At 63.7% G+C, this 24,973-nt stretch carries 19 protein-coding genes; 9 read left to right on the top strand and 10 right to left on the bottom strand.

What is annotated here, in order from left to right:
* The first annotated feature begins 62 nt into the window (after window positions 1-62).
* The 3 genes from Q1A71_RS04585 to yaaA all read left to right on the top strand — a co-directional run bounded on the left by Q1A71_RS04585 (window position 63) and on the right by yaaA (window position 3,326).
* Window positions 63-350, top strand: coding sequence for a YggT family protein (locus Q1A71_RS04585; protein ID WP_299672287.1), 288 nt, complete (start codon window positions 63-65; stop codon window positions 348-350).
* Window positions 351-459: 109 nt separating this feature from the next.
* On the top strand, window positions 460-2,505 hold the full coding sequence (gene recQ / locus Q1A71_RS04580; RefSeq protein ID WP_299672285.1) for a DNA helicase RecQ: 2,046 nt from the start codon (window positions 460-462) through the stop codon (window positions 2,503-2,505).
* 41 nt (window positions 2,506-2,546) lie between these two features.
* Window positions 2,547-3,326: a peroxide stress protein YaaA gene (gene yaaA / locus Q1A71_RS04575; protein WP_299672283.1), complete on the top strand. Its 780-nt coding sequence runs from the start codon at window positions 2,547-2,549 to the stop codon at window positions 3,324-3,326.
* Here yaaA and Q1A71_RS04570 read toward each other — a convergent pair.
* The 5 genes from Q1A71_RS04570 to Q1A71_RS04550 form a co-directional block, all read right to left on the bottom strand.
* Window positions 3,311-5,590, bottom strand: coding sequence for a response regulator (locus Q1A71_RS04570; protein WP_299672281.1), 2,280 nt, complete (start codon window positions 5,588-5,590; stop codon window positions 3,311-3,313). The two genes, yaaA and Q1A71_RS04570, sit on opposite strands and share 16 nt — an antisense overlap.
* Window positions 5,591-5,700: 110 nt before the next feature.
* Complete coding sequence (locus Q1A71_RS04565; protein WP_299672278.1) at window positions 5,701-7,743, bottom strand: hypothetical protein; 2,043 nt, start codon at window positions 7,741-7,743, stop codon at window positions 5,701-5,703.
* Window positions 7,740-10,517, bottom strand: coding sequence for a DUF4159 domain-containing protein (locus Q1A71_RS04560; protein WP_299672276.1), 2,778 nt, complete (start codon window positions 10,515-10,517; stop codon window positions 7,740-7,742). Before Q1A71_RS04560 ends, Q1A71_RS04565 begins: the two co-directional genes overlap by 4 nt.
* Window positions 10,514-11,416 (bottom strand): DUF58 domain-containing protein, encoded by a 903-nt coding sequence (locus Q1A71_RS04555; RefSeq protein WP_299672274.1) that lies wholly within the window; start codon window positions 11,414-11,416, stop codon window positions 10,514-10,516. The genes Q1A71_RS04560 and Q1A71_RS04555 overlap by 4 nt, the downstream gene beginning before the upstream one ends.
* Complete coding sequence (locus tag Q1A71_RS04550; protein WP_299672272.1) at window positions 11,413-12,420, bottom strand: MoxR family ATPase; 1,008 nt, start codon at window positions 12,418-12,420, stop codon at window positions 11,413-11,415. The genes Q1A71_RS04555 and Q1A71_RS04550 overlap by 4 nt, the downstream gene beginning before the upstream one ends.
* A gap of 67 nt (window positions 12,421-12,487) precedes the next feature.
* On the opposite strand from Q1A71_RS04550, the gene Q1A71_RS04545 reads away from it, so the two are divergent.
* From Q1A71_RS04545 to Q1A71_RS04535, 3 genes are all read left to right on the top strand, one after another.
* Complete coding sequence (locus Q1A71_RS04545; RefSeq protein WP_299672270.1) at window positions 12,488-13,063, top strand: DUF1285 domain-containing protein; 576 nt, start codon at window positions 12,488-12,490, stop codon at window positions 13,061-13,063.
* Between the two features lie 76 nt (window positions 13,064-13,139).
* The gene (locus Q1A71_RS04540) at window positions 13,140-13,892 is read left to right on the top strand and encodes a TIM barrel protein (protein WP_299672268.1); all 753 of its coding nucleotides are present in this window, start codon (window positions 13,140-13,142) and stop codon (window positions 13,890-13,892) included.
* Between the two features lie 70 nt (window positions 13,893-13,962).
* A complete protein-coding gene (locus tag Q1A71_RS04535; RefSeq protein WP_299672266.1) occupies window positions 13,963-14,205 on the top strand; it encodes a DUF2798 domain-containing protein in 243 nt (80 codons plus the stop codon).
* 3 nt (window positions 14,206-14,208) lie between these two features.
* Here the strand turns inward: Q1A71_RS04535 and polA are convergent, their stop codons facing one another.
* The 3 genes from polA to Q1A71_RS04520 form a co-directional block, all read right to left on the bottom strand.
* Complete coding sequence (gene polA, locus Q1A71_RS04530; RefSeq protein WP_299672264.1) at window positions 14,209-17,004, bottom strand: DNA polymerase I; 2,796 nt, start codon at window positions 17,002-17,004, stop codon at window positions 14,209-14,211.
* Window positions 17,005-17,082: 78 nt separating this feature from the next.
* On the bottom strand, window positions 17,083-17,538 hold the full coding sequence (locus Q1A71_RS04525; protein ID WP_299672262.1) for a hypothetical protein: 456 nt from the start codon (window positions 17,536-17,538) through the stop codon (window positions 17,083-17,085).
* Window positions 17,539-17,599: 61 nt separating this feature from the next.
* Window positions 17,600-17,776 (bottom strand): zinc-finger domain-containing protein, encoded by a 177-nt coding sequence (locus Q1A71_RS04520; RefSeq protein ID WP_299672260.1) that lies wholly within the window; start codon window positions 17,774-17,776, stop codon window positions 17,600-17,602.
* Window positions 17,777-18,139: 363 nt separating this feature from the next.
* Between Q1A71_RS04520 and gpmI the strand changes: the two genes are divergently transcribed.
* Genes gpmI through Q1A71_RS04505 form a run of 3 tightly spaced genes read left to right on the top strand, consistent with a single transcriptional unit; the run spans window position 18,140 to window position 22,131 of the window.
* Window positions 18,140-19,657 carry a 2,3-bisphosphoglycerate-independent phosphoglycerate mutase gene (gene gpmI / locus Q1A71_RS04515; RefSeq protein WP_299672258.1) on the top strand — a complete coding sequence of 506 codons (1,518 nt, stop codon included), beginning with the start codon at window positions 18,140-18,142 and terminating at the stop codon, window positions 19,655-19,657.
* Window positions 19,654-20,784 (top strand): peptidase M23, encoded by a 1,131-nt coding sequence (locus Q1A71_RS04510; protein WP_299673183.1) that lies wholly within the window; start codon window positions 19,654-19,656, stop codon window positions 20,782-20,784. The genes gpmI and Q1A71_RS04510 overlap by 4 nt, the downstream gene beginning before the upstream one ends.
* Window positions 20,785-20,790: 6 nt before the next feature.
* Window positions 20,791-22,131 carry a S41 family peptidase gene (locus tag Q1A71_RS04505; RefSeq protein WP_299672256.1) on the top strand — a complete coding sequence of 447 codons (1,341 nt, stop codon included), beginning with the start codon at window positions 20,791-20,793 and terminating at the stop codon, window positions 22,129-22,131.
* Window positions 22,132-22,191: 60 nt separating this feature from the next.
* On the opposite strand, the gene Q1A71_RS04500 is transcribed toward Q1A71_RS04505, so the two are convergent.
* Window positions 22,192-22,767, bottom strand: coding sequence for a DUF6478 family protein (locus tag Q1A71_RS04500; RefSeq protein ID WP_299672254.1), 576 nt, complete (start codon window positions 22,765-22,767; stop codon window positions 22,192-22,194).
* A gap of 292 nt (window positions 22,768-23,059) precedes the next feature.
* Window positions 23,060-24,793: a dihydroxy-acid dehydratase gene (ilvD, locus tag Q1A71_RS04495; RefSeq protein ID WP_299672252.1), complete on the bottom strand. Its 1,734-nt coding sequence runs from the start codon at window positions 24,791-24,793 to the stop codon at window positions 23,060-23,062.
* Window positions 24,794-24,973: the final 180 nt, after the last annotated feature.

Raw genomic sequence — 24,973 nt, 5'->3', positions numbered from 1 at the left:
CGCGGCCTTGCGAAATGAAGCGCTCTTGCTTAATTGAAGCGCACGCAAAGAGAGGTTTGCCGATGCAATCGCTGTTCCAAGTCATCATGTTGCTGTTGGATGTGCTGTGGTTCTTCATCATCGCGCATGTGATCATGAGCTGGCTGATCAACTTTCAGGTGCTCAATACCAGCCAGCAACTGGTGGCGCAGATCTGGTACGGGCTGAACCGCATTCTGGAGCCGCTCTATGCCCCGGTGCGCCGGATCCTGCCAGCGATGGGCGGGATAGACCTGGCGCCTCTGGCGGTGCTTCTTGGCGTGGCGATCCTGCGGATCGTGCTGGTCAACAACTACGGTCTGTTTGTCTGAATTCAGACCGTGGACTGCATATTTTTCGAACAATGAAGGGCCGGGGCTTGTTCACGATTCCTTAGTGTGTGACTCTGCAAAAAAGAGCAGTTCACACTAGGGATCAGGCATGTCGGACGCGGCAGCGTTGTTGAAGGACATCTTTGGGTTTGACGCCTTTCGTCCCGGCCAGGGCGAGATCGTAGATGCGGTTTCGGCAGGCGAAAACGTTCTGGCCATCATGCCCACAGGCGGTGGAAAATCCTTATGTTTCCAACTGCCTGCACTGATACGCGAGGGTGTCACGGTGGTGATCTCGCCGCTGATCGCGCTGATGCGCGACCAGGTGCGCGCGCTGCAGGAGACGGGGGTCGCGGCCGGGGCGCTGACGTCGGGCAATACGCCTGAGGAGACCGATGCAGTGTTCGAGGCGCTGGCGGCGGGGCGGCTCAAGCTTTTGTATATGGCACCGGAGCGGTTGGCGGCGGGGTCGGCGACCGCGCTGCTGCGGCGCTCGAATGTGTCGCTGATCGCGGTCGACGAGGCACATTGCGTGAGCCAGTGGGGTCATGATTTCCGGCCAGATTACTTGCGGATCGGGGCGCTGCGGCGGGACCTGGGGGTGCCTCTGGCGGCGTTCACGGCGACGGCAGATGCGGAGACGCGGGCGGAGATTGTCGAGAAGCTGTTTGATGGCGAGGCGCCGCATGCCTTTCTGCGCGGGTTTGACCGGCCAAACATCCACCTGGCCTTTGCTGCCAAGGATGGCCCCCGGCGGCAGATTCTGGAGTTTGCCGCGGCGCGCAAGGGGCAGTCGGGGATCGTCTATTGCGGGACACGCGCCAAGACCGAGGGGCTGGCCGCCGCACTGCGCGACGCGGGGCATGCGGCGTTGCACTATCACGGAGGCATGGAGGCGGAAGATCGGCGCATCGCCGAGACACGGTTTCAGCGCGAAGACGGATTGATCGTGGTCGCGACCGTGGCTTTTGGCATGGGGGTCGACAAGCCGGATATCCGCTGGGTGGCCCATGCGGATCTGCCCAAATCCATCGAGGCCTATTATCAGGAGATCGGGCGTGCGGGCCGGGACGGGGCCCCGGCGGAGACGCTGACGCTGTTTGGTCCGGATGACATTCGCCTGCGCCGCTCCCAGATCGACGAGGGGTTGGCCCCACCCGAGCGGCGGGCGGCGGATCACGCGCGGCTGAATGCACTTCTGGGGCTCGCCGAGGCGTTGGAGTGTCGGCGCAAGACCCTTTTGGGGTATTTCGACGAAGGTGAGGTTACTTGTGGCAAGTGCGATCTCTGCGACCGCCCGGCGGAGGTGTTCGACGGCACCACAGCGGTGCGCAAGGCGCTCTCGGCGATCCTCCGCACGGAGGAGTGGTTTGGTGCGGGGCATCTCATCGACATCCTGCTCGGCAATGAGACCGACAAGGTGCGGCAGCGCGGGCATCAGGTACTGCCGACCTATGGTGTGGGTACCGAATATGACCGGCGGCAATGGCAGGCGGTGTTCCGGCAGATGATGGGGCATGATCTGGTGCGGCCCGATCCTGAGCGGCATGGGGCGTTGCGAATGACCGATGCAGCACTGCCGATCCTGCGGGGCGAGGCGCAGATCACGCTGCGGCGCGACAGCATCCGCACGGCCTCTGCATCGCGGCGCCCGGCGGTGAAAGCGATGGTCTCGGATGAGGATGCGCCATTGCTCTCTGCGCTGAAAGCCAAGCGCCGTGCTTTTGCCGAGGCGGCAAAGGCACCCGCCTATGTGATCTTCAATGATCGGACACTGATCGAGATGGCGCAGACACGCCCGCAGACGCTGGACGAGATGGCGCGGATCGGCGGGGTCGGGGCCAAGAAGCTGGAGCGGTATGGTGCGGACTTCCTCGCGGTGATCGTCGGCGAAGCGGAACAGATGCACCCGACCCGCCGCAAGCTGGCGGGGCGCACGGCTGGTTCGATCTATGACCGTTTGCTGGCGGTGCAAGCCGATTTGGCGCGCGGTGTGGACGGGGTGGACAAACCGTTGAGCTGTTCGGCCTCGCTGCTCGCAAAGGTGGCGCAGATGCGGGATGCGGACCCATCCGCGCTGGAGCGGTTGTTGGGTGACCGGCGCGCCGCACGCTTTGGCCCGGCCTTTCTGGACGTGCTGCGGGAGGCGGGCTAAGTCGACCGGGTAAGAGAGCTGGAACCGATGGGGATGCGGGCATGTTGGTGGTGATTTCGCCGGCCAAGCGGCTGGATTGGGCGATGCGGGATGTGGCGACGACCGCGCCCGCCTTTCAGGAAGATGCCGTGCGGCTGGTCAAGACCGCGCGCAACCTGACCTTGGGCAAGCTCAAGGGGCTGATGGATCTCTCGGATGATCTGGCACGGCTCAACCGGGACAGGTTTGCGGCCTTCGAGGCGGATCCCGTGGAGGAGGTCACCCGACCCGCTGTTCTGGCCTTTGCGGGTGATACCTATCAAGGCTTGGAGGCGCAGAGCCTCAGCGCCGATGATCTGAACTGGGCGCAGGACCATCTGCGGATCCTGTCGGGTCTCTATGGGCTGCTGCGCCCGCTCGACGCGATCCAGCCCTATCGGTTGGAGATGGGCAGCCGGCTGCAGACTCGCCGCGGAGCAAACCTGTATGACTATTGGCGTGACGGGCTCTCGAAAGCGTTGAATGCGCAGGCGGATGCCGTGGGAGCGCAGGTGCTGGTGAACTGTGCAAGCCAGGAGTATTTTGGTGCGGTTGCGCCGAAGACGCTCAGGCTGCGGGTGATCACACCGTCCTTCATGGAAGACAAGCACGACGGGAAGGGGCCCCGGATTGCGAGTTTCTTCGCCAAGAAGGCGCGAGGGGCCATGGCGCGGCATATCATCGAGAATCGGCTCACGGAGCCTGCGGGGATCGAAGCCTTCAGTGAAGGCGGCTATGCCTATCGGCCGGATCTGTCAAAGCCGGATGCGCCCGTGTTCGTGCGGGACTATCCCACCGACTGACTGGGCAGATCCTCTTTTGGATTGACCGCATCCGGTGGACAGTAGTCGAGAATATGCGCGTGCATTTCGGCCTTGCGCACAGGTTTTGACATGTAGTGATCGAGGCCCACGGCGAGAATGTCTACATTGTCACCCTCCATCGCGTGGGCGGTGAGCGCGATGATCGGCACGTGGCGACCGGTCTCCGCCTCAATCTCGCGGATCTTCTGTGTGGCCTCCTTTCCGTCCATCTTCGGCATCGAGATGTCCATGAAGATCAGATCGGGCGAGAAGGCGGTATAGGCTTCGACCGCTTCCAGACCGTTGTTGGCGAATTTCAACTCGACATCCACATCCTTGAGCATCTTGCGCAGAACAAGTTGGTTTGTCTTGTTGTCTTCTGCAGCGAGCACCCGCATGCGACGTGGCTGGGGCGGCTCCGGTGCGTCGGGCTCCTCCGGAGCGGGCGCGTCGGCTGACGGCGCCGGCTGTGGTGGGGTGCCTTGGTGCGAGAACGTCGGGTTGCCCGTTTCCTCATCATCTGCTGCTTCGGGGGCCTGTTTGCCCTCCCAGGTGGACAGCCATTGCAGCAGGTCCCGGCGCGGGAAGGGGCGCTGGACGATGGCATCGACGTATTCCTTGGCCGCATCGGCCCGCGCATAGCCGACGTTTGAGCTGAGCAGTAGAAGGGGCGTCTCATGTCCGGCCGCGCGGGCGGTTTTCGCGAATTCGAGGCCGTTCATGTCGGGCATGATATGATCGACCAACACCAGATCAACGCTGCGGTCCAGCAGCGCCAGGGCGGCGGCGGGCTCGGTGCAGTTGGTGACCTTCAGGCCCAGCTGCTCCAGCTGTGTGGTGAGGATCTGCAGGTTTGGCTCAAAGTCGTCGATCACCATCACATGGCGCAACGTATCGGGCAGCGTGGGGTAGTCCGGCTGCAGACCACCGGCGGCGGGGAAGGTCACCTCGAACCCGAAGCAGGAGCCGACACCTTCCTCCGAGGTGAGCCAGATCTTGCCATCCATCATCTTTACCAGATGCTGCGTGATCGCGAGCCCGAGCCCGGTGCCGTCGAATTGGCGATTGCGCTCGTTCTCCACCTGGTTGAATTCGCCGAAGACGTGATCGATCATGTCCTCGGCTATGCCGATGCCAGTGTCTTCGACTGTCACGCTGAGCGTCACCTCCCCCGTGTCGGCATCTGGCGTGCCGCGCACCTTCACCAGCACGTGGCCTTCGGATGTGAACTTGACCGCGTTGCCCATCAGGTTGGTCAGGATCTGGCGTAAGCGACCGGGATCGCCGACAAATTCCGATGGCAGGAAGAGGCCATAGTCCAGGGTGAGGCCAAGGCCCTTGTCGCGGGCGGAGGACTGCAGCAGCATCATGATTTCGAGGATGGACTGCTCCAGATCGAAGGGTTCGGGGTGCAGTTGCAGCCGCTCGGCCTCGATCTTGGAGTAGTCGAGCACGTCGTTGATAATGACCAGAAGCGCCTCGCCCGAGTTCTTGATCGTATCGACGTAGAGCCGCTGTTCCTCGGTCAGCGGTGTGTCGACCAGCACATCGGCCATGCCCACAACGCCGTTCATCGGTGTGCGGATCTCGTGGCTCATGTTCGCGAGGAATGCGGATTTGGCGCGGTTCGCGGCCTCGGCGCTCTCGCGGGCGGCCTTGAGTTTCTTCTCGTACTTTACGGTGGACGTGATGTTGAGCCCGAGCGAGATGATATCGCCGTCCGGGCCGCGCCGGTCGATGATCTTGATGTACTCGCCGTTCCAGAGGCGGATCACCTCCGGCTCCGGCACGGTGCGCTGCACCCGGTCGATCATGTGCTGGCGCCAGGCGGCTGGGGTATTGTCGCCGATATCGACGATGCCTTCTTCGGTCAAAAGTTGGAGAATGGTCACGTAGCTGACGCCGGGTTTGACCTCCTCCAGCCCGTCGAACACGGCCAGATAGGCCTTGTTCGCCATGATCATTTCCAGATCGGGCGTGAAGAAGGCAAAACCGTCGTTGATGGTCTCGATCGAGTGCCAGAGACGGCGCTCGACGATCTCGATCTTCTCATGTGCGGCGGAGAGGTCGGATTTCACGCGCTGGTTTTCATCGCGGACATTGGCCACTTCGGCCCTGGTCTCGACGATTTCGTGCGAGAGTTGCTTGGCATGTTCGCCAAGTTTGCGATTGGCGGCAAAAAGCTCCGCCTGCTTGAGCTCAAGCAGGCGCTCCGCAGCCAACCGACCGCGGCGTTCTTCGGCCAATTTGTTGGCGAGACTCATCCGACCACCGGTGTTCTTCAAACCTTTTTGCGGCACTTTGCGTCACATGAGGTGAAGAACTGTTTAACCTTGATGGATCGGAGGCAAGATTCTGGTGTCGCGAAGGTGGGTCAGCGGCGCCCTTCGCGCAGCCAGGCCGCAGTCAGCAGCCCCAGCGACAACAGCAGGACGAGCCAGCCCGGCAGCAGGTTGGTCTGGCGCACGTCGCGGGTTTCAAAAGCATCGCGCGGGGTCAGTCCGATCCAGCCACGCCCTGCCGCAGGCCGACCGTCACGCACGTTGCGCAATCGCGGCAGCCCATCTTCTAGGCGGATAGTCCCCCCCCGCAGCGTCGCAATGACGGGCTCGAGCACATCCGCGGTTGCGATGGTCTGCTCAAATTCGCGAGGCGCGGCGGGGCCAAGACCGATCACGGCGGTCTCATCGCCGTTGACCAGGCGGTAGAGACCGATCTCGGGGCCTTCGAAGGTGGTTTCAAACACGCCGGGGCTGGTTTCTGTTAATGCAAGTTCGGTGGTCTCACCGTCAGGATCGGTGACGGTGACCGGCGGCACCTGGTCCGACAGCGTGCGGCGTTTGATACGCATGGTCTGGCCGGTGGCGTCGGCGGTGAGGGATTCTTCTTCGAGCTCGGGCTCCTTCATCATCCAGTGGGCGAGGCGGCGCAGCAGCTCCAACTGTGGCCCGCCGCCTTCATAGCCACGGTTCCACAGCCAGGCGTGGTCCGAGGCCAGCAGCGCCACACGGCCTTCACCGACGCGGTCGAGCACCAGAAGCGGGCGGTCGTCGATGCCGGACATCACGCTGTGGCCGCTGGATTGCGCGATGTCGATCTGGCGCAGCCAGCGCCCCCAGTCACCGCCTTCGGGCAAACCGGTGGTCACCGGGTGACGGTCGCCGAGGTCGGTCACCGTGGGCAGGTAAGGCTCCTCAAGCACACGGGCCGTGGGCGAGGCGGGCAGGGCCGAGCCGAGCGGTGAGCGATAGAGGCTGTCGGCGCTGGCGAAATCGGGACCCGCGGCCACAAGAACGGCACCGCCTTGACGGATATAGTTGGCCACATTGTCGAGGTAGAGCGCCGGCAGGATGCCGCGGCGCTTGTAGCGATCAAAGATGATCAGATCGAAGTCGTCGATCCGCTCAAGGAACAACTCGCGCGTGGGAAAGGCGATGAGGCTGAGTTCGCTCACCGGCACACCGTCCTGTTTCTCGGGCGGGCGCAGGATGGTGAAATGCACGAGGTCGACGGAGCTGTCGGATTTCAGCAGGTTGCGCCAGGTGCGCCCGCCGGGGTGCGGCTCGCCCGAGACAAGCAGCACGCGCAGCCGGTCACGCACACCGTTCATCTGGATGAGTGCTGTGTTGTTGCGGTCGGTCAACTCGCCGTCTGCTTCCGGTACGGTGAATTGGATCACGTTGCGCCCGCCGTGGGGCAGGGTGATCGGCAGCTCGATGTCTTCGCCGATGGGCACCTGGAAGCTTTGCGGCTCGGCGCCGTCGACCGAGATATCGAGCGGGGCGAGACCGGAGCCCTCGGGCGCGGCGCCCATGTCCTCGATCCGCAGGGTGAGCGTGACGGGCTCGTCGATGATCGCGAAGGCCGGGGCGTTGCGGATGCTGAGGCGGCGGTCCCAGTCGTCCTCCTTGCCGGTCATCAGAAGGTGCATGGGGGCGGGCAGGTCGAGCGGCAGCTCCGGGTCATGCACCTGCCCGTCGCTGATCGCGACGATGCCGGAGATGCGTGCGCGCGGCTCCTCGGCAAGCGCGGCGGACAGGGCTGTCATCAACTGGGTTCCCGCGTCACCCTCGCCGTCCGGAACAGTGATGCGGCGTACCTCGGTGTTGGGCCGGGCTGCGATGGTGGTTGCCAGAGTGTCGGCAGCAGAACTTGTTTGCGCGGGCCGATCCGAAAGCTGCTGGCTGGCGCTTTGGTCTTCCAGCAGCATCACAATATCGGTGAGCGGCGTGCGGTCTTCCTGCTGGTAAGAGGGGCCAGCCAATGCGGCGATCACCACAAGCGCCGCGAGCGCGCGCAGGGCCCAGCCGTTAAGCCCGCGCACCACGGCAAGCATCACGCTGATGGCGGCGATGACTGCCACCATGATCAGCAGTGACCAGGGGATCAGCGGGTCGAAGATGATACTTCCGGTCATTGACCCAACCTATCGAGCAATGCGGGCACGTGCACCTGATCGGACTTATAGTTACCGGTCAGCACATGCATGATGAGGTTCACACCGAAGCGGAAAGCCAGTTCGCGCTGTCTCTCGCCGGTGAAGCCGCGCCCGATGGGCACCAGCGGCGCACCCGTGGTGCTGATCGCCCAGGCCGCAGCCCAGTCGTTGCCGCCGATGACAACGGGGGTGACGCCGTCGTTGAGGTTGCGGAAGGGCATGCCCTCGACCTGTTCGGCGTCGGGCGGGGCGGCTTCGACCCAGACATCACGGCTGGTGTGGCGTCCGGGGAAGTCCTGCAGCAGATAGAAGGTGCGGGTCAGCACGTGGTCGGCGGGCAGCGGCTCCAGCGGTGGGATGTCGAGCGGAGCTGCGAGGTCCTGCAGCTTGCGCCCGTTGGGGCTGGCGTTGCCGAAGCGGGCCACATCGGCGTCGCGGGTATCAAAGAGGATCAGACCGCCAGAGCGCAGATAGGCATTGAGCTTGGCATAGGCTTCGGCGGAGGGGCGCGGCTGGTCGGGGGTGATGGGCCAGTAGAGCACTGGGAAGAAGGCCAGCTCATCCATTTCGAGATCGACGCCGACGGGGGCGGCGGGCTCAACCGAGGTGCGGAAGAAGAGTGTGTCGGAGAGACCGCGCAGCCCGGCATCGGACATCTCATCGACGGAGCGGTTGCCGGTCAGAACATAGGCCAGCGCCAGTTCTGCAGCTGCATTGAGGGCGAAGGCGTCGTCTTCGGCGGCTTGGGCCTGTGCGCCCGGCGCCATGCTCAGCGGAGCGAGCGCAATGAGCGCAACGACGGCGATCCGGTTGGCGCGGCTCAGCAAGCGGCCCGAGAGCGCCAGTGATGCGATCACATCGGCCAGCAGCAGAAGGATCGCGAAGCTCAAGAGCCAGCCGGCAACAGGCTGTTCAGGCGGGACGGCGAAACCCTTGACCGGGATCCGCTCGGGCCAAATCACAGGGGTCAGCGTGTCACCGTCTTCGATGACATTGCGCGCCAGCCGCCGGTCGCCGGAGGCATAAATACCCGGCTGCATGTCGGGGCCGGGGCGCGCGGTGAGCAGATCGGCCCCCGGCACACCGGGCAGGGTGCCGGCCTCGCGCAGCGTGCCAAAACCATCCATCACCTGCTCGGGCGTCCAGGTCGTGCCTTCGAGCTGGCCCGCATCGGGGCGGGAGGCGGAACTGGAAATCGCCAACCGTTCGAGCATCTGCACGAAGAGCCCGGAGAGCGGCAAGGTCGACCAATCCGCGGTGGCGGTGACGTGGAACAGCACGATCTGCCCTTGTTCTCTGGCCTTACGGGTCACCAGAGGGGTGCCGTCGGTCAACTCGGCGATCACACGCTCGGCCAGCGTTGGATCCGGCTGGGCCATCACCTGGCTGGTCACCTGCACATCCTCCGGGATCGCCAGACCGAAGAAGGGCGAGCCTTCGCGGAAAGGCGCGAGCGCCTTGGGTTGGCCCCAGCTCATCGCGCCGCCAACGGTCCGCCCGCCAGAGCGCAGACGCACAGGCATCATGGGGTCTTCGTCGGCTCGGCTGACGTCGCTGGCGGCCACACGCGGCCCGGCGAAACGCACCAGCATGCCGCCATTGTCGATCCAGGTGCCCAGGCCCTCTTCCTCGGCCGGCGAGAGTGTCGCCACATCGGCGAGGACGATCACATCCGGGTTCGCGGGCAGGATCTCGTCAAGGGCACCGCCGATCAAGTCGGCATTGGGCGCGAGCGCCTGCTCGATGTAGTGCAGCGGCGACAGCAGCTCGAGCCCTTCGCGGCTCTCACGACCCGCGATCAGCGCCACTTCGCGGCGGCGCAGGCCATCGTCCGCCAATGTGGTGCTGCCCGCAGAGCGCTGGCCCTGCAGATCGAAGCGGGTGATCCGGGCGCGCAGTTCGGAGGGTAGGGAGAGGGCGGTGTCGGCCGTCGTCTCGCCCGCGGCGAAGGTTGCGGTGGCGGTGGCGAGGATGCTCGCATTACCCGCCGGATCCTTGCCGCGCGCCTGCACGGTGACATCACGCTCGGGGCCCGCGGCGGCGCGGATGGCCGTCAACTGGACAGCGCCATCTTCGAACCCTGCGGGCGCCATGGCCAGCACATTGGCGGCGGTCTGATAGACTTCGACGCTGCCGCTGCTCTCGAAGCGCTGCAGAGCGGCCTCGCGGCCAGGGTAGTCGAGGCCGTCGCTGAACCACAGCGTGTCGAAATCCGCTGTGTCGTCGAGAAAGGACAAGGCAAGAGTGCTGCGGGCCTGATCCGGTTGCCAGGGAGCGGGCCGGAAGCCGGGCAGTCGGCTGCGCCAGGCGTCCGCGGTTTGGAAGACAGGCGGTTGCGGACGGGCGAGATCAAGGAATGCGACGGTGCGGCCCGCACGGCTGGCGCGGGTCAGCTGGGCGGCGATGGCCTCTTCCTGCTCGGCCCAGCGGGTTGCACCGGCCCAACTGCCATCGAGCACGATGAGCAGGGGTCCGCTCCCCTGCGCCTGATCCTCGTTCGGATTCAGAACAGGACCGGCGAGGCCGATGATGATCGCGGCCGCCGCCAGCATACGCAGCAACAGAAGCCACCACGGCGTGCGGTCGGAGACGGTTTCATCGTCCTTGAGCCCGAGAAGCAGTGCCACACCTGGAAAGCGCCGCCGCATCGGCGCGGGCGGCACGGCGCGCAGGATGATCCAAAGGATGGGCAACGCCAGCAACGCGAGCAGCAGCCAGGGCGCGGTGAAGCCGATACCGCCCAGAACCGTCATCGCACCCCTCCGGTATCAAGCGCACGGTACAGCCACAGCAACGCAGATTGCGCGGAGGCATCCGTGTGATGTATGCCGTATTGCCAACTGGTCAGGGCGCAGAGCTGTTGCAGCTCTTCCTTTCGGGCGGCCAGGCGGTCGAGATAGCGATCCTTCAGGTCGTTGGCCTTCAAAGTCTCATGTACCAGGCTTCCGCCGACGCTTTCAAAGATGGTGCGACCCCGGAAGGGGAAGGACTCCTCAGACGGGTCGAGCACGTGCAGCAGTACGCCGCGCACGCCCCGGTCGGCGGCCTTGGTCAGTGCGAGTTTCACCTCGTCCACATCGCCCATGAAGTCCGAGACGAAAAGCGCCCGGGCTGAAGGGATCATCGCGCGGTGTTCGGGCGGGGCGTAGTCGTGCTCTGCGTCAGCGCTGAAAGCCTCGGCCAGGCGCAGGATCTGGGTATTGCCGCGTCGGGGCGGCAGGGACGTACCGGTCAGGCCGACACGTTCACCACCGCGGACCAGCAGAATGGCGGTCGCCAGGCCCAGCAACCTCGCGCGATCGGCCTTGAGGGGCAGTGCCGCATCGCTGGCAAAGCGCATGGAGGCGCCCTGGTCGATCCACAGCATGACCGATTGGGCGATCTGCCATTCGCGTTCGCGCACGAATTCCTGATCGCCGCGGGCGGAGCGGCGGTGGTCGATCAACCGGCGGCTGTCGCCTACCTGCGCCGGGCGGTATTGCCAGAAGTCGTCGCCCATCCCAGCCCGCCGGCGCCCATGGTCCCCCAGCAGCACGGCCCCGGCGAGATGTTCGGCGCGGGCCAGGAGGTCCGGCAGCCGTGCCGCCTGTGCTTCGGCGTCGGACCGCAGGGCTTTTGGCTCGGCTGCATAAGGTTGGACGGAGGCTGTCACGCGGCGGCCTTTTCTCCGGCAAGGGTGGCGGCGGTGGTGTCGATGAGATCGGCGAGGCTGTCACCCCGCGCACGTGCCGCGAAGTTGAGCGCCATGCGGTGGCTGAGCACCGGGCGCGCCATGTCGAGCACATCCTCCGTCGAGGGTGCCAGACGTCCATGCAGCAAGGCGCGAGCGCGCACCGTGAGCATCAGCGCTTGGGCGGCGCGGGGCCCCGGACCCCAGGCCACAGTGTCACGCACCTGTTGTGAGGCGCTCTCTTCCTCGGGGCGGAAGGCGCGCACCAGGTCGAGGATCATTTCCACCACGCTGTCACCGACAGGCATCCGGCGAAGAAGCTGTTGCGCGGCCAGAAGATCAGCCGCGGTGAAGACTTCGGTTGAGGCCGCCTCGCTGTCGCCTGTGGTGGCGAGCAGGATATCACGCTCGGTGTCGCGGTCAGGGTAGGCCACGTCGATCTGCACGAGGAAGCGGTCAAGCTGGGCCTCAGGCAGCGGATAGGTGCCCTCCTGCTCGATCGGGTTTTGCGTGGCAAGAACGTGGAACGGTACGCCCAACGTGCGGTTTTCGCCGGCCACAGTGACAGTTTTCTCCTGCATCGCCTGAAGCAGGGCCGATTGCGTCCGGGGGCTGGCGCGGTTGATTTCATCCGCCATGAGCAGCTGGCAGAAGATCGGACCCTGGATAAAGCGGAAAGCGCGGGTCCCGTCGGCGGCGGTGTCGAGCACCTCAGAGCCGAGAATATCAGCGGGCATCAGGTCCGGCGTGAACTGCACGCGATTGCCATGCAGCCCCATCACGGTCGAGAGCGTCTCGACCAGCCGCGTCTTGCCCAGGCCCGGCAGGCCAATGAGAAGCCCGTGGCCGCCGCAGAGCAATGCCGCAAGGGTCAGCTCCACCACCCGCTCCTGTCCGATAAAACGCTTGGTGATCGAGGCCTTGGCCTCGGCGAGCCGTGCGCCCAAGGCTTCGATCTCGGCGACCATGTCTTCTGCTTCGCTCATGACAACCTGCTCCGGTATCTTATATGCATGCAGTAACCTATCGTGCATAAGGCAAATGGCAAAAGCAATGAGTGGACAAAAAACCGTGACACCGTCGGCAGAGAGCCTTGCGGCGTCGTTAACTGCTGCAAAAACGCGCGGATTGCCGCCCGTACATCTCTGGAACCCGCCGTTCTGCGGTGATCTGGACATGCGGATCGCGCGGGACGGGACGTGGTTCTACGAGGGCACGCCCATCGGGCGGCCCGGTCTGGTCAAGCTGTTCTCGTCGATTCTCAAGAAAGAGGGCGAGAAGTATTTCCTGGTGACCCCGGTCGAGAAGGTCGGCATCACGGTGGATGATGCCCCCTTCGTCGCGGTGGATTTCGAAGCGACGGGCGCCGGCGATGCGCAGGTGCTGACCTTTTTCACGCAGGTCGACGACAAGGCCGTCGCGAGCGCCGAGTTGCCCATTCGCGTGGTGAGGGACGCGGCGACAGGCGAGCCTTCGCCCTATGTCCGTGTGCGCGCGGAGCTTGAAGCGTTGATCGACCGCAAGAGTTTCTACCGGCTCGTAGATCTCGGCGTGCATCATGACGATTGGTTCGGGGTGTGGTCGAAAGGCACCTTCTTTCCGATCATTCCGAGCGCCGAACTGCCCTGAGGCGAAACCGGTTTGCGGTCTGTCCGGGTGCAGCCTAACGTGCCGCTGACTGACGACTGCTGCCGGATCCCCATTGATGAAATTTGCCGCAAATCTCAGCGTCCTTTGGCCAGACCTGCCCTATCTCGACAGGTTCGACGCGGCGGCTGAGGCGGGGTTTGAGGGGGCCGAGGTCATGTTCCCTTACGAGATGCCTGCGAAGGATACGCAGCGTGCGCTGATGCGCGCAGGCCTGTCGATGGTGCGGATCGCGGCGCCGCCGCCCAACTATACCGGTGGGGCGCGCGGCTTTGCTGCGGTGCCCGAGGCGGCGGAGCGTTTCCGGTATGATCTGCGGCGCGCGATCCGCTATTCCGGGGCCTTGCGTGCGCCGATCCTCCAGCTTCTGGCGGGCGCGGCAGAGGGGGATGCGGCGCGACAGACCCTTGTGGACAATCTGAAGATTGCGGCGGATCAGGCGCCCGAGGGTCTTTTGATCACGATCTGCCCAGTCAGCGCGGACGATCTGCCCGGTTCGTTCCTGAACAACTATGACCTCGCAGCAGATATCCTGGCCGAGGTGGCTGCGCCGAATCTTGCGCTGCTCTTCGACAACCGTCAGGCGGAGCTCTTGCACGGGGACCCCATTGCCGTGCTGGAGACCCATGCAAAGCTTGTCGGTCACGTCCAGATTTCCGATACACCGGGCGGCTCCCCCGATTTGGAAGCGTTGGGCACTGGCCTGGCGGATATCGATCACAAAGGATGGGTCAGTGTCGCCTATGACGCGTCCCAACCCCCCGAAATTCATCGTGAAACATATCAAAAGCTGCGCAAATTGTGGGCCTGATGTGTATGTCCGCAGGTTTTGATTAACGCGCGTCCGTCTATGCTGAGCATTTCTGCATGAGAGAGTACCCATGATCCCCGCCCGGTATCAGCACATCCTTTTTGGGTTCATCCTGTCCGGCCTGATGTCCTTCATGGTGTCAGGCATCGCGACCTTCCGCAGCCTGGGCCTGATCGATGGGTTTTTCATGCTGTGGATCACGAATTGGCTGCCGAGCTGGTCGGTCGCCTTTCCGACACTGTTGATCGTGTCGCCCCTTACACGGCGGCTGGTGGCCAAGCTGACCCGCCCCGACAGTCAGGCGCAGCCCTAAAAGTTAGTGGGCCACGGCCCAGTTCGCACCCTGTCCCGCATCGACGCTCAGCTGAACGTCCAGCTTGACCACCGGGTCGCAGGCGGCTTCCATGACGGTGCGGGCGGTCTCGATCAGATCTCCCTCGGCGCCCTCATCCACCTCGAACAGCAACTCGTCGTGCACCTGCAACAACATCTTCGCGGGCAGATTTTCGACTGCGGCGGGCATACGCACCATGGCGCGGCGGATCACATCGGCGGCGGTGCCCTGAATGGGCGCGTTGATCGCAGCGCGCGCCGCAAAGCCTGCGTGCGGGCCCTTGGCCCCGATGTTGGGCGTGTGGATGCGCCGTCCAAAGAGCGTCTGCACATAGCCGTGCTCCTTGGCGAAGGCCTTGGTGTCGTCCATGTAGGTGCGAATGCCCGGGAAGCGTTCAAAGTAGCGGTTGATGAAGTCCTGCGCCTCGCCCCGTGGGATGCGGAGGTTGCGCGCAAGGCCAAAGCCTGAAATGCCGTAGATCACGCCAAAGTTGATCGCCTTGGCGCGGCGGCGGATTTCGGGTGTCATCTCCTCCATCGGGACGTCGAACATCTCGGAGGCGGTCATCGCGTGGATGTCGTCCCCCCGCTTGAAGGCGTCTTTCAAGGCGTCGATGCCCGCGATATGGGCGAGGATGCGCAGCTCGATCTGGCTGTAATCGAGAGCGACCAGCGTCTTGCCCTCCTCGGCGACGAAGGCCTCGCGGATGCGGCGGCCTTCCTCGGTGCGGATCGGGATGTTCTGCAGGTTCGGGTCGGTGGAGGCCAGTCGCCCGGTCGAGGCGCCCGCAATCGAATAGGACGTGTGCACGCGCCCCGTCTCGGCATTGATATGCTCCTGCAGCGCGTCGGTGTAGGTTGATTTCAACTTTGAAAGCTGTCGCCAGTCCATGACTCGACCGGGCAAGTCGTGCTCGGTGGCCAGATCCTCCAGTACGTCTGCAGGCGTGGAATATTTGCCATTCTTACCCTTTTTGCCGCCCTCAAGCCCCATCTTTTCGAACAATATATCGCCGAGTTGGGCGGGCGAGCCCACGTTAAACGTCTCACCGGCAAGCTCATGAATTTCGGCCTCCAGCCCCGCCATCTTCTGGCTGAAGGCGTTTGACATGCGGCTCAACGTGTCGCGGTCGACCTTGATGCCGGTGCGTTCCATCTCGGCCAGAACGGGCACCATCGGACGCTCCAGTGTCTCATAGACACGGGTGACCTGGGCGCGGTGCAGCGAGGGTTTGAACTGTTGCCAGAGCCGCAGAGTAATGTCCGCATCTTCTGCGGCGTAGGGCACTGCGTCATCCAGCGGCACCTTGTCGAAGGTGATCGCCGATTTGCCCGAGCCCAGCAGCGGCTTGATCGGGATCGGCGTGTGGTTCAGGTAGCGCTCCGCCAGCGTGTCCATGCCATGATTGTGCAGCCCGCCGTGCATCGCGTAGGACATCAGCATCGTGTCGTCGATGGGCGCAACGGTGATGTCGTGCCGGGCGAATATCTTCAGATCGTACTTCATGTTTTGCCCGATCTTGAGGACCGACGGATCCTCCAGGACCGGCTTCAGCATCTCCAGCGCGGCCTGCACGCCCATCTGCCCCTCGGCCAGATCATCAGAGCCAAAGAGATCGTCGCCGCTGTGTTTCTTGTGGATCAGCGGGACATAGCAGGCCTTGCCGGGCTCGACGCTCAGTGAAATGCCGACCAACTCGGCGGTCATCTCATTGAGGCCCGTGGTCTCGGTGTCCACGGCCACATAGCCGCGCTCATAGATCTGGTCGATCCAGGTTTGCAGCTCCTCAGCGGTGCCGACGCGTGTATAGCCCGCGCGATCAAAGGGAACATCTTCGATCTCGGGCGCGTCGGGGGCCGTGGCCGGTGTGTCGTCGATCTCGGGCGGCTCGACCTCGAGCTTTTCGGCGATGCGTTTGGTGAGCGTGCGGAACTCCATCTCGGCCAGAAACGGCATCAGCTGATCGGGGTCCGGCGTGCGCACCTCCAGATCGTCGATGGTGAAGTCCAGAGGCGTGTTCTCATCGAGCAGCACCAACCGGCGCGACAGGCGGATCTGCTCGGCGTGGTCAATCAGGGTCTGACGCCGCTTCGGCTGTTTGATCTCTTCAGCCCGCCCCAAGAGTGCCTCAAGGTCACCATATTCATTGATCAAAAGGGCCGCGGTTTTGATACCGATGCCGGGCGCGCCGGGCACATTGTCGACGCTGTCCCCGGCGAGCGCCTGCACGTCGACCACGCGGTCTGGGTAGACGCCGAACTTCTCGAACACGCCGTCGCGGTCGATGCGCTTGTTCTTCATCGCATCAAGCATCTCGACCCCGTCACCCACCAGTTGCATCAGGTCCTTGTCTGAGCTGATGATGGTGCAACGGCCGCCAGCCGCGCGGGCCTGCACTGCGAGCGTGGCGATGATGTCGTCCGCCTCATAGCCCTCCAGCTCCTTGCAGGCGATGTTGAAGGCTTCGGTGGCGCGGCGGGTCAGCGGGATCTGCGGGCGCAGGTCTTCGGGCATCTCATCCCGGTTGGCCTTGTACTGGTCGTAGATTTCGTTGCGGAAAGTGTGGCTGCCCTTGTCGAAGATCACGGCCACATGGGTGGGGGCGTCATCGCCAGTGCTCGTCTCCACATAGCGCTGCAGCATGTTGCAAAAGCCGGACACTGCCCCAATGGGAAGCCCATCCGATTTGCGCGTAAGGGGAGGCAGCGCGTGATAGGCGCGGAAGATGAAGGCCGAGCCGTCGATCAGATGAAGATGATGCCCTTTGCCGAATGCCATGCCCGTCTCCCTCGCTGCTGTCTGCCTACATGGCGCGACATCGCGGCGAAGTCCAGAAAGGCTTGGTCCGGATGGCGGTCAGCCGAAGATGGAGTCCATGTTCTGGATGATGCTCATCAGCAGCATCACGCCAGCGACGATCATCAGGATCATGAGCAGAACCTGAACAAGAACGGCACAGACGCTCAGCGCCACGCCGCAGGACGCGGCCCGCTTCGGCTCCTGTCGGATGTAGGCGATGATCGCCATGAGGATGCCCAGCACGCCTGCGGCCGGTGCTGCAGTCATCAAGATGCGGTCAATGTCCCAGGCGCGTTGCGCGATCGTGGTGTCGGGTTGTTCCAGCCCGAGAAACGCGCGCCACGCGGCGGCGCGCATGTTGCCTGCGATCTCGCCCATGGTGGTGCCGATATCCGGTTGCGGCGCAAAGGGACCTGCGTACATCACCAGCAAGGCGATAAAGAGACCTGCGCCGCCAAACGCAATGGCGGCGATGGAGAAGGGCATTGGCTTGTCAGAGACCTCGATCTGCATGGTACTGCTCCTTTGCGTCCAGCGGGCGTACCCGCCGAAAGGGGCAGAAAAAGGGCGCGGATCAGGCTATGTCTGCAAAGTCCTTGTGGATGTATTTGCAGTCGCAGTAGCCGCATTCGACCCAGCCGGTGTCTTTGGGGATTTGCAGCCAGACGCGCGGATGCCCCAGCGCCCCTTCGCCGCCGTCACAGGCGATGCGATAGCTCTCGACGATCTTGGTTTCGGGCGGCTGTTGCATGACGGAAAACCCTTTAGACGTGTGTCGCCGTTATGACCAATGCGCTGTCGGGTCGCAAGTCTCTCTGTGTGCTGCGGTTGACCTCGCACTGCCATCTGTTTCGGATGCTTTTCGGCAGGGGAGCTGATGCAAAGAGCGCGAAGAGGTATCAGTTCATAGGGCCGTTAAGGACAACGGGTCCGGGTCCGCTCGCACATCAATGCCACATTGGAACCGTCCAGCTCTCCCGGCCGCACCGCTCCGGCGATGGATTTGCAGATCAGAACCTGCGCCTTGACGGGCCCCGGGGCCGGGAAACGGGTTCACCCCAACCGCGCGAGCCGCTAGAAGGTCGCCAAAGCTCTTGATCGAAAGCCGAAGCCGATGTCTGCGAAAAAGCCCGTTGTTCTTTGTATCCTCGATGGTTGGGGCATCGGTGATCGCAGGGACGGAAATGCGCCGCTGCTGGCCGAGACGCCCAACATGGACCGCATCATGGCAACCTGTCCGAACGCGACGCTGACCACTTTTGGCCCCGATGTCGGGTTGCCGAAAGGGCAAATGGGCAACTCTGAGGTCGGCCATACGAATATCGGGGCGGGTCGTGTCGTGGCGATGGATCTGGGGCAGATCGACCTCGCAATTGAAGAGGGCAGTTTTGCCGAGAACACCCGGCTGAGGGCCTTTGTGACGCGGCTACACGGTACGGGTGGCACGGCGCATCTGATCGGCGTCGTTTCGGATGGTGGCGTGCATGGGCATCTCAACCACATGATCGCGGCGGCCCGGGCGCTGGATGCGGCGGATGTGCCGGTTGTGATCCATGCCCTGACAGACGGGCGGGATGTCGGGCCAAAGACGGCCCTCGAGTTCTTCAAGGTCCTGGAGGCCGGTTTGCCCGCGCGCGCGCAGATTGCAACGGTCACGGGGCGCTACTATGCCATGGATCGCGACACGCGTTGGGACCGCGTCTCAAAAGCCTATGCCGCGATTGTGCGCGCGGAGGGTGCGGCGGCTCCAGATGCGCAAACCGCAGTGGCCGCCGCTTACGGACGGGAGGAAACGGATGAGTTCATCGCGCCCACGGTACTGGAGGGATATGGGGGTGCGAAGAATGGCGATGCCGTTTTCTGTCTGAACTTCAGGGCCGACCGCGCGCGCGAGATCATGGCGGCGATTGGCGATCCGGAGTTCGATGCCTTTTCCACCGGAGCCCGGCCCAACTGGGCGGCGCTCATGGGCATGGCGCAGTATTCTGAAGCGCATTCGGAGTATATGTCGGTGATGTACCCCAAACCCGAGATCGTGAACACGTTGGGGGATTGGGTCGCGCAGAAGGGATTGCGCCAATTCCGGCTCGCGGAAACAGAGAAATATCCGCATGTGACGTTCTTTCTGAATGGTGGCGAGGAAGTCTCGTTCGACGGTGAAGACCGCAAGATGCCGAAGTCGCCCGATGTGGCGACCTACGATCTGCAACCCGAGATGTCGGCGGCGGAGGTGACCGAGGCCTTGGTCGGCGCGATTGAGGGTGGTTATGACCTTATTGTCGTGAACTACGCCAACCCCGATATGGTCGGGCATACCGGCGATCTCGATGCTGCGATCAGGGCCTGCGAGGCGGTTGATCGCGGGCTGGGGCGGGCGCTGGAAGCGCTGGAGGCCGCTGGCGGGGCGATGATCGTGACGGCGGATCACGGCAACTGTGATGTGATGATCGACCCGGAGACCGGTGGACCTCATACGGCGCATACACTGAACCCGGTGCCGGTCGCTGTCATAGGCGCAGCAGCCGGCGCACAACTCTCTGACGGGCGCCTGGCGGATCTGGCGCCGACGGTGCTGTCGTTGATGGGTCTCGCGGTGCCACCCGAGATGACGGGGCGGTGTTTGTTGACATGAAATGGGCCGCGTTGATCCTCGGGCTGGTGCTGCCAGGCGCGGCTATGGCCCAGCAGGACAACGCGGACCGCGCGCGCGCCGCGATGGAGATGCTTCAGGCCGCGTCCGAGCAGCTTGACACCGCGGAGACCGCGCGGGACCGGGTGCGCGCCCTCACTCGCACGATCCAGGCCTTTGAGGAAGGCTTGGCAGCGTTGCGCAGCGGGCTTCGGCAGGTCGCGGTGCGGGAGGCGCAGCTCTCCGCGCAGCTTCAGGCCCGCGATGAGGAAATCGCGGCTCTGCTCGCCGTTCTGCAGCGGATCGGGGCGCAGCGGTCACCGGTGGCGTTCCTGCATCCGGGTGGACCAACCGGCACGGCACGGGCCGGCATGCTGCTGGCGGAGATGACACCGGCATTGAACGCGCGCGTCAGTGATCTGAGACGGGATCTGGAGGATCTGCAGGTGCTTCGGGCCGTACAGACCGACGCGGCCGATCAGCTGGCCATTGGGCTGAACGAGGTACAGGCGGCGCGCATGGCGCTCAACCAGGCGATCGCGGAGCGCGCCACCTTGCCCACGCGGTTCACGCAGGATCCGGTCCGTGAGGCGATCCTGCTCGATACGGCGCAGACCCTCGACAGTTTTGCCCGAGGTTTGTCACAGGTCACGGCAGATCAAACCGCGGCTGCACCAGAGAGCTTGGCTGGTGAGAAGGGCGACCTTCCGCTGCCGGTGCAGGGTGTGATCCTGCGCCGAGCGGGGACCGCCGATGCGGCGGGGATCACGCGGCCCGGTATCATCATGGCGACGAGGCCCAGGGCAATTGTGACCAGCCCGGTTGCGGCGACAATTCGCTACACCGGGCCGCTTCTCGATCTCGGGGAGGTAGTGATTCTCGAACCACAGGCAGATGTGCTTTTCATTCTGGCAGGTCTGAATGTTGTTTACGGTACTGCCGGGGAGGTCATTGACGCGGGCGCGCCCTTGGGGCTTATGGGGGACGCTGCGGCTGAAAACCGGCGGGAATTGTCAACAGATGGTGATGACACTGGCGTCACAAGGTCAGAAACGCTCTATATAGAGGTCAGACATGAGAACGCGCCCGAGGACCCGAGCCTCTGGTTCCGAACCGATAAGGATGGATAGAGACCAATGAAAAAATTTGCCATGGCGGCAGTGGGCGGTACCCTCGCAGGCATCCTTGCGACCACGCAGGTGGTGGGCCCCCTTCTGGCGCAGGAAAGCGCGAAGTCGAGCAATGTCTACGAGCAGCTTGATCTCTTCGGTGATATCTTCGAGCGCATTCGTGCGCAGTATGTTGAGGAGGTCGACAGCAAGGAACTGATCGAAGCGGCTATCGATGGCATGCTCACGTCGCTCGATCCGCATTCCAGCTATCTCTCGCCCGATGACGCCGCGGCCATGCGCGTTCAGACGCGGGGCGAATTCGGTGGTCTCGGCATCGAGGTCACGCAGGAAGAAGGCTTCGTGAAGGTTGTGTCTCCCATCGACGGCACGCCTGCGGATGAGGCCGGTGTCGAAGCGGGCGACTTCATCACCCATGTGAACGGCGAGTCCGTTCTGGGACTGACGCTGGACGAGGCGGTGGAGATGATGCGCGGGCCGGTGGGATCCGAAATCCTGATCACCGTTGTCCGCGAAGGCGAATCAGAACCCTTCGACGTGTCAATTATCCGCGATACGATCAAGCTGACAGCGGTGCGCACGCGCACCCAGGGTGAAACCGTGGTTCTGCGGATCACGACCTTCAACGACCAGACCTACACCAACCTGAAATCCGGCCTCGAAGAACAGATCGAAGAGGCGGGCGGGATCGACAAGATCGAGGGTATCGTGATCGATCTGCGCAACAACCCCGGTGGTCTGCTGAACCAGGCCATTCAGGTGTCGGACGCTTTCCTGGAAGAGGGGGAGATCGTCAGCACCCGGGGTCGGGAGATCCAGGATGGAGAGCGCTTCAATGCCACGGCCGGCGATCTGGCGCAGGGCAAGCCGATTGTTGTGTTGATCAACGGTGGCTCCGCCTCGGCCTCGGAGATCGTTGCAGGGGCTCTGCAGGACCATCGCCGCGCCATCGTGGTCGGCACCAAGAGCTTCGGCAAGGGATCTGTGCAGACGGTGATGCCGTTGCGCGGCGAGGGGGCGATGCGCCTGACGACGGCCCGGTACTACACGCCGTCGGGCCGCTCGATCCAGTCGCTGGGCGTTTCACCTGACATTGTCGTGGCACAACCGCGCCGACCTCAGAACACCGAAGAGGACGACGAGGAAAACCCCGTCCGCGCCCTGCGGTCCGAGGCGGATCTGCGTGGCAGCCTGAACAATGACAGCCTGACTGAAGATGAAATCAAGCAGATCGAAGCTGATCGCGCGAAAGCCGAAGCCGCAGCCGCGCTGCGGGAAGAGGACTATCAGCTGGCCTATGCTATCGACATTCTCAAGGGTCTGAACGCTCTGGTTCCGGTCGAGTAGGCTTGGGCCCTCCAACGAATTCCGAGCCCCGCCCCTTCGGCGGGGCTTTTGCTTTGGGCGCTACATCGGTGCGCGTCGGCGGCGCAAGACCGTAAGATCCTGCAGCAGGATACGCGTGCGAGCGGGGGCCTCGAAGATCAGGTCGATCCACGCACCTTCGATCCGCCTGTCGTTCACCTCGGAATAGGCGAGATCGAACTCGACCTGGACATTGCTCGACTCCGTGTCGATCTGGCGGAGCAGCTGTTCGGTGTTGGGGCCGTGCCGGACGTTCAGTCGGACGAAAGCGGTGATTGGAGGGGTCAGGGTCACGGCGCTGGTGACGCGCAGGATGTGCGTGCGCTTCAGACCCTGCGTTGCTGCTTCGGGCAAATCGAGCGCCAGAGACAGGAAACTGCCCTCAAAGGCGCCTACCTCGATGCCAAGTTCATAGGCAATGGGGGGCTTGGCTTGGTGCCGCCGATGCAGAATGATATCGGCGGCCTCGGCATCGTGGAAGAGAGTGGCAGCGTTGCAAATCTCTGTCCTGCCGCTGGTCACGGAAACATCCGGTTCGGGTAGCGGCACAGACCAAAGCGGCGGTCGCCAGGCCCAATCGGCATTGTGTGGCTTCGGCACATCAGCGTCGTCCGGCATGCTCTCGGGTTCCGGTGCCTCCGACGTCTGCCCTCCACGTGAGGCGCGCAGCATTCGTGAAAGGGGGCCGGTTCGACGGGTACTCATCTGAGGCCTCCGGCTGTGGCGCCGAGCAGGGTCCGGTGCGCGGTCCAACCTGACAGGAATTTTTCTCTACCCATGCTATCCGATGACGATTTCCGTGCGTGCTGCGTGTTCAAAACACTATAGCCCATCGGAGCGCCCCGGTGGGCGCCTTTTTCCGGGGTTGAGGCTGCGGTCTCTGCATCGGCGGCGACCGCAGCGCTGTTGGTTAGAGGGCCATGTACTCGTGACCCTCTTCCTTGGCACCGGGGTGAGTGACCGCGCCGAGGTAGGTCGGGCCCACCAGTTTGGCGTACTTCCAAAGAGCGCCTGCGCCATAGATGGTCTGGCGCGGCCCGCTCCAGGCGGCTTTGCGCTCAGCCATCTCGTCGTCCGAGAGATCCACGGTGATGGTGCCCTCAATGGCGTTGAGCGTGATCATGTCGCCGTCCTTCAGCAGGGCGATGGGGCCGCCATGCGCTGCCTCGGGGCCCACATGGCCGACGCAGAAGCCGCGCGTGGCGCCGGAGAAGCGGCCATCGGTGATCAGAGCCACCTTCTTGCCCATGCCTTGCCCGGAGAGCGCGGCAGTGGTCGCCAGCATCTCGCGCATGCCGGGGCCACCGGCGGGGCCTTCGTTGCGGATCACGAAGACGTCGCCTTCCTCATAGGTGCGGTTTTGCACGGCCTCGAAGGCATCCTGCTCACATTCGAAGACGCGCGCAGGCCCGGTGAAAAGCAGATGCTGCGGCTCCATCCCGGCGATCTTCACGATAGCACCTTCGGGGGCGAGATTGCCCTTGAGACCCACGACGCCGCCGGTTTTGCTTAGCGGCGTTTCCACCGGATATATCACGCGCCCATCTGCCTCCAAACTGACCTTGTCGAGTTCCTCGCCGATGGAATAGCCGGTGACGGTCATGCAGTCCTCGTGGATCAGCCCAGCCTTGCGCAGTTCTTTCATCACAACAGGCACGCCGCCCACCTCGTAAAGGTCCTTGGCCACATATTGCCCGCCGGGTTTCAGATCGACGAAGTAAGGCGTGTCGCGGAAGATCTCGCAGACGTCTTCGAGGAAGAAGTCGATGCCAGCCTCATGCGCCATCGCGGGCAGGTGCAGGCCTGCGTTGGTTGACCCGCCGGTGCAGGCCACGATGCGCGCGGCATTCTCGAAGGCCTCGCGGGTACAGATATCGCGCGCGCGGATGTTCTTCTCGATGAGGTTCATCACGGCGGCGCCGGAGGCCTCGGCATAGGCGTCGCGGCTCTCATAGGGTGCGGGCGCCCCGGCCGAATTGGGCAGCGCGAGGCCGATGGCTTCCGACACGCAGGCCATGGTGTTGGCGGTGAACTGGCCGCCACAGGCCCCGGCGGAGGGACAGGCGACCGCTTCGAGTTTCTCCAGCTCGCAGGTGGTCATATTGCCTGCCTGATGCTGACCCACGGCCTCGAACACGTCCTGAACAGTGACGTCCTTCCCGTTCAGACGCCCCGGCAGGATCGACCCGCCGTAGAGAAAGACCGAGGGCACGTTGAGCCGGATCATCGCCATCATCATACCGGGCAGGGATTTGTCACAGCCCGCGAGCCCCACGATGGCGTCATAGCAATGCCCGCGCATGGTCAGTTCGACCGTATCGGCAATCGCCTCGCGCGAGGCGAGAGAAGAGCGCATGCCCTCGTGGCCCATGGCGATGCCGTCTGTCACGGTGATGGTGGTGAACTCGCGCGGTGTACCATATTCGCGCTTCACGCCCATCTTGACCGCTTGCGCCTGACGGTTCAGCGCGATGTTACAAGGGGCTGCCTCGTTCCAGCAGGTGGCGACTCCGACCAGCGGCTGATGAATCTCCTCATCCGTCATGCCCATCGCGTAGTAGTAAGACCGGTGCGGTGCCCGCGCAGGCCCCTCGGTCACATGGCGGCTGGGCAGTTTCGATTTATCGAAGCGCTGGCTGGTCATGGGCTGTCTCCCCTCAAAAACATCCCCGTTCGAATAGCCAACAGCCCTTTCGCCTGCAAGCACAAGCGTTCAGATGCGCACAAGGGCTGACCATTTGCGCGCTTGTATTGGCCCAAGTCCAGCCCTAAGTACTTCAAACATCCGCGTGTGTGCGTCTGGTGGCCGGCAGGTTTTTACGCC

The organism is uncultured Roseobacter sp. (assembly GCF_947493125.1).
Classification (GTDB): domain Bacteria; phylum Pseudomonadota; class Alphaproteobacteria; order Rhodobacterales; family Rhodobacteraceae; genus Roseobacter.
The sequence above is the reverse complement of the archived record's forward strand: the minus strand, read 5'-3'. Positions and strand labels throughout refer to the sequence as shown.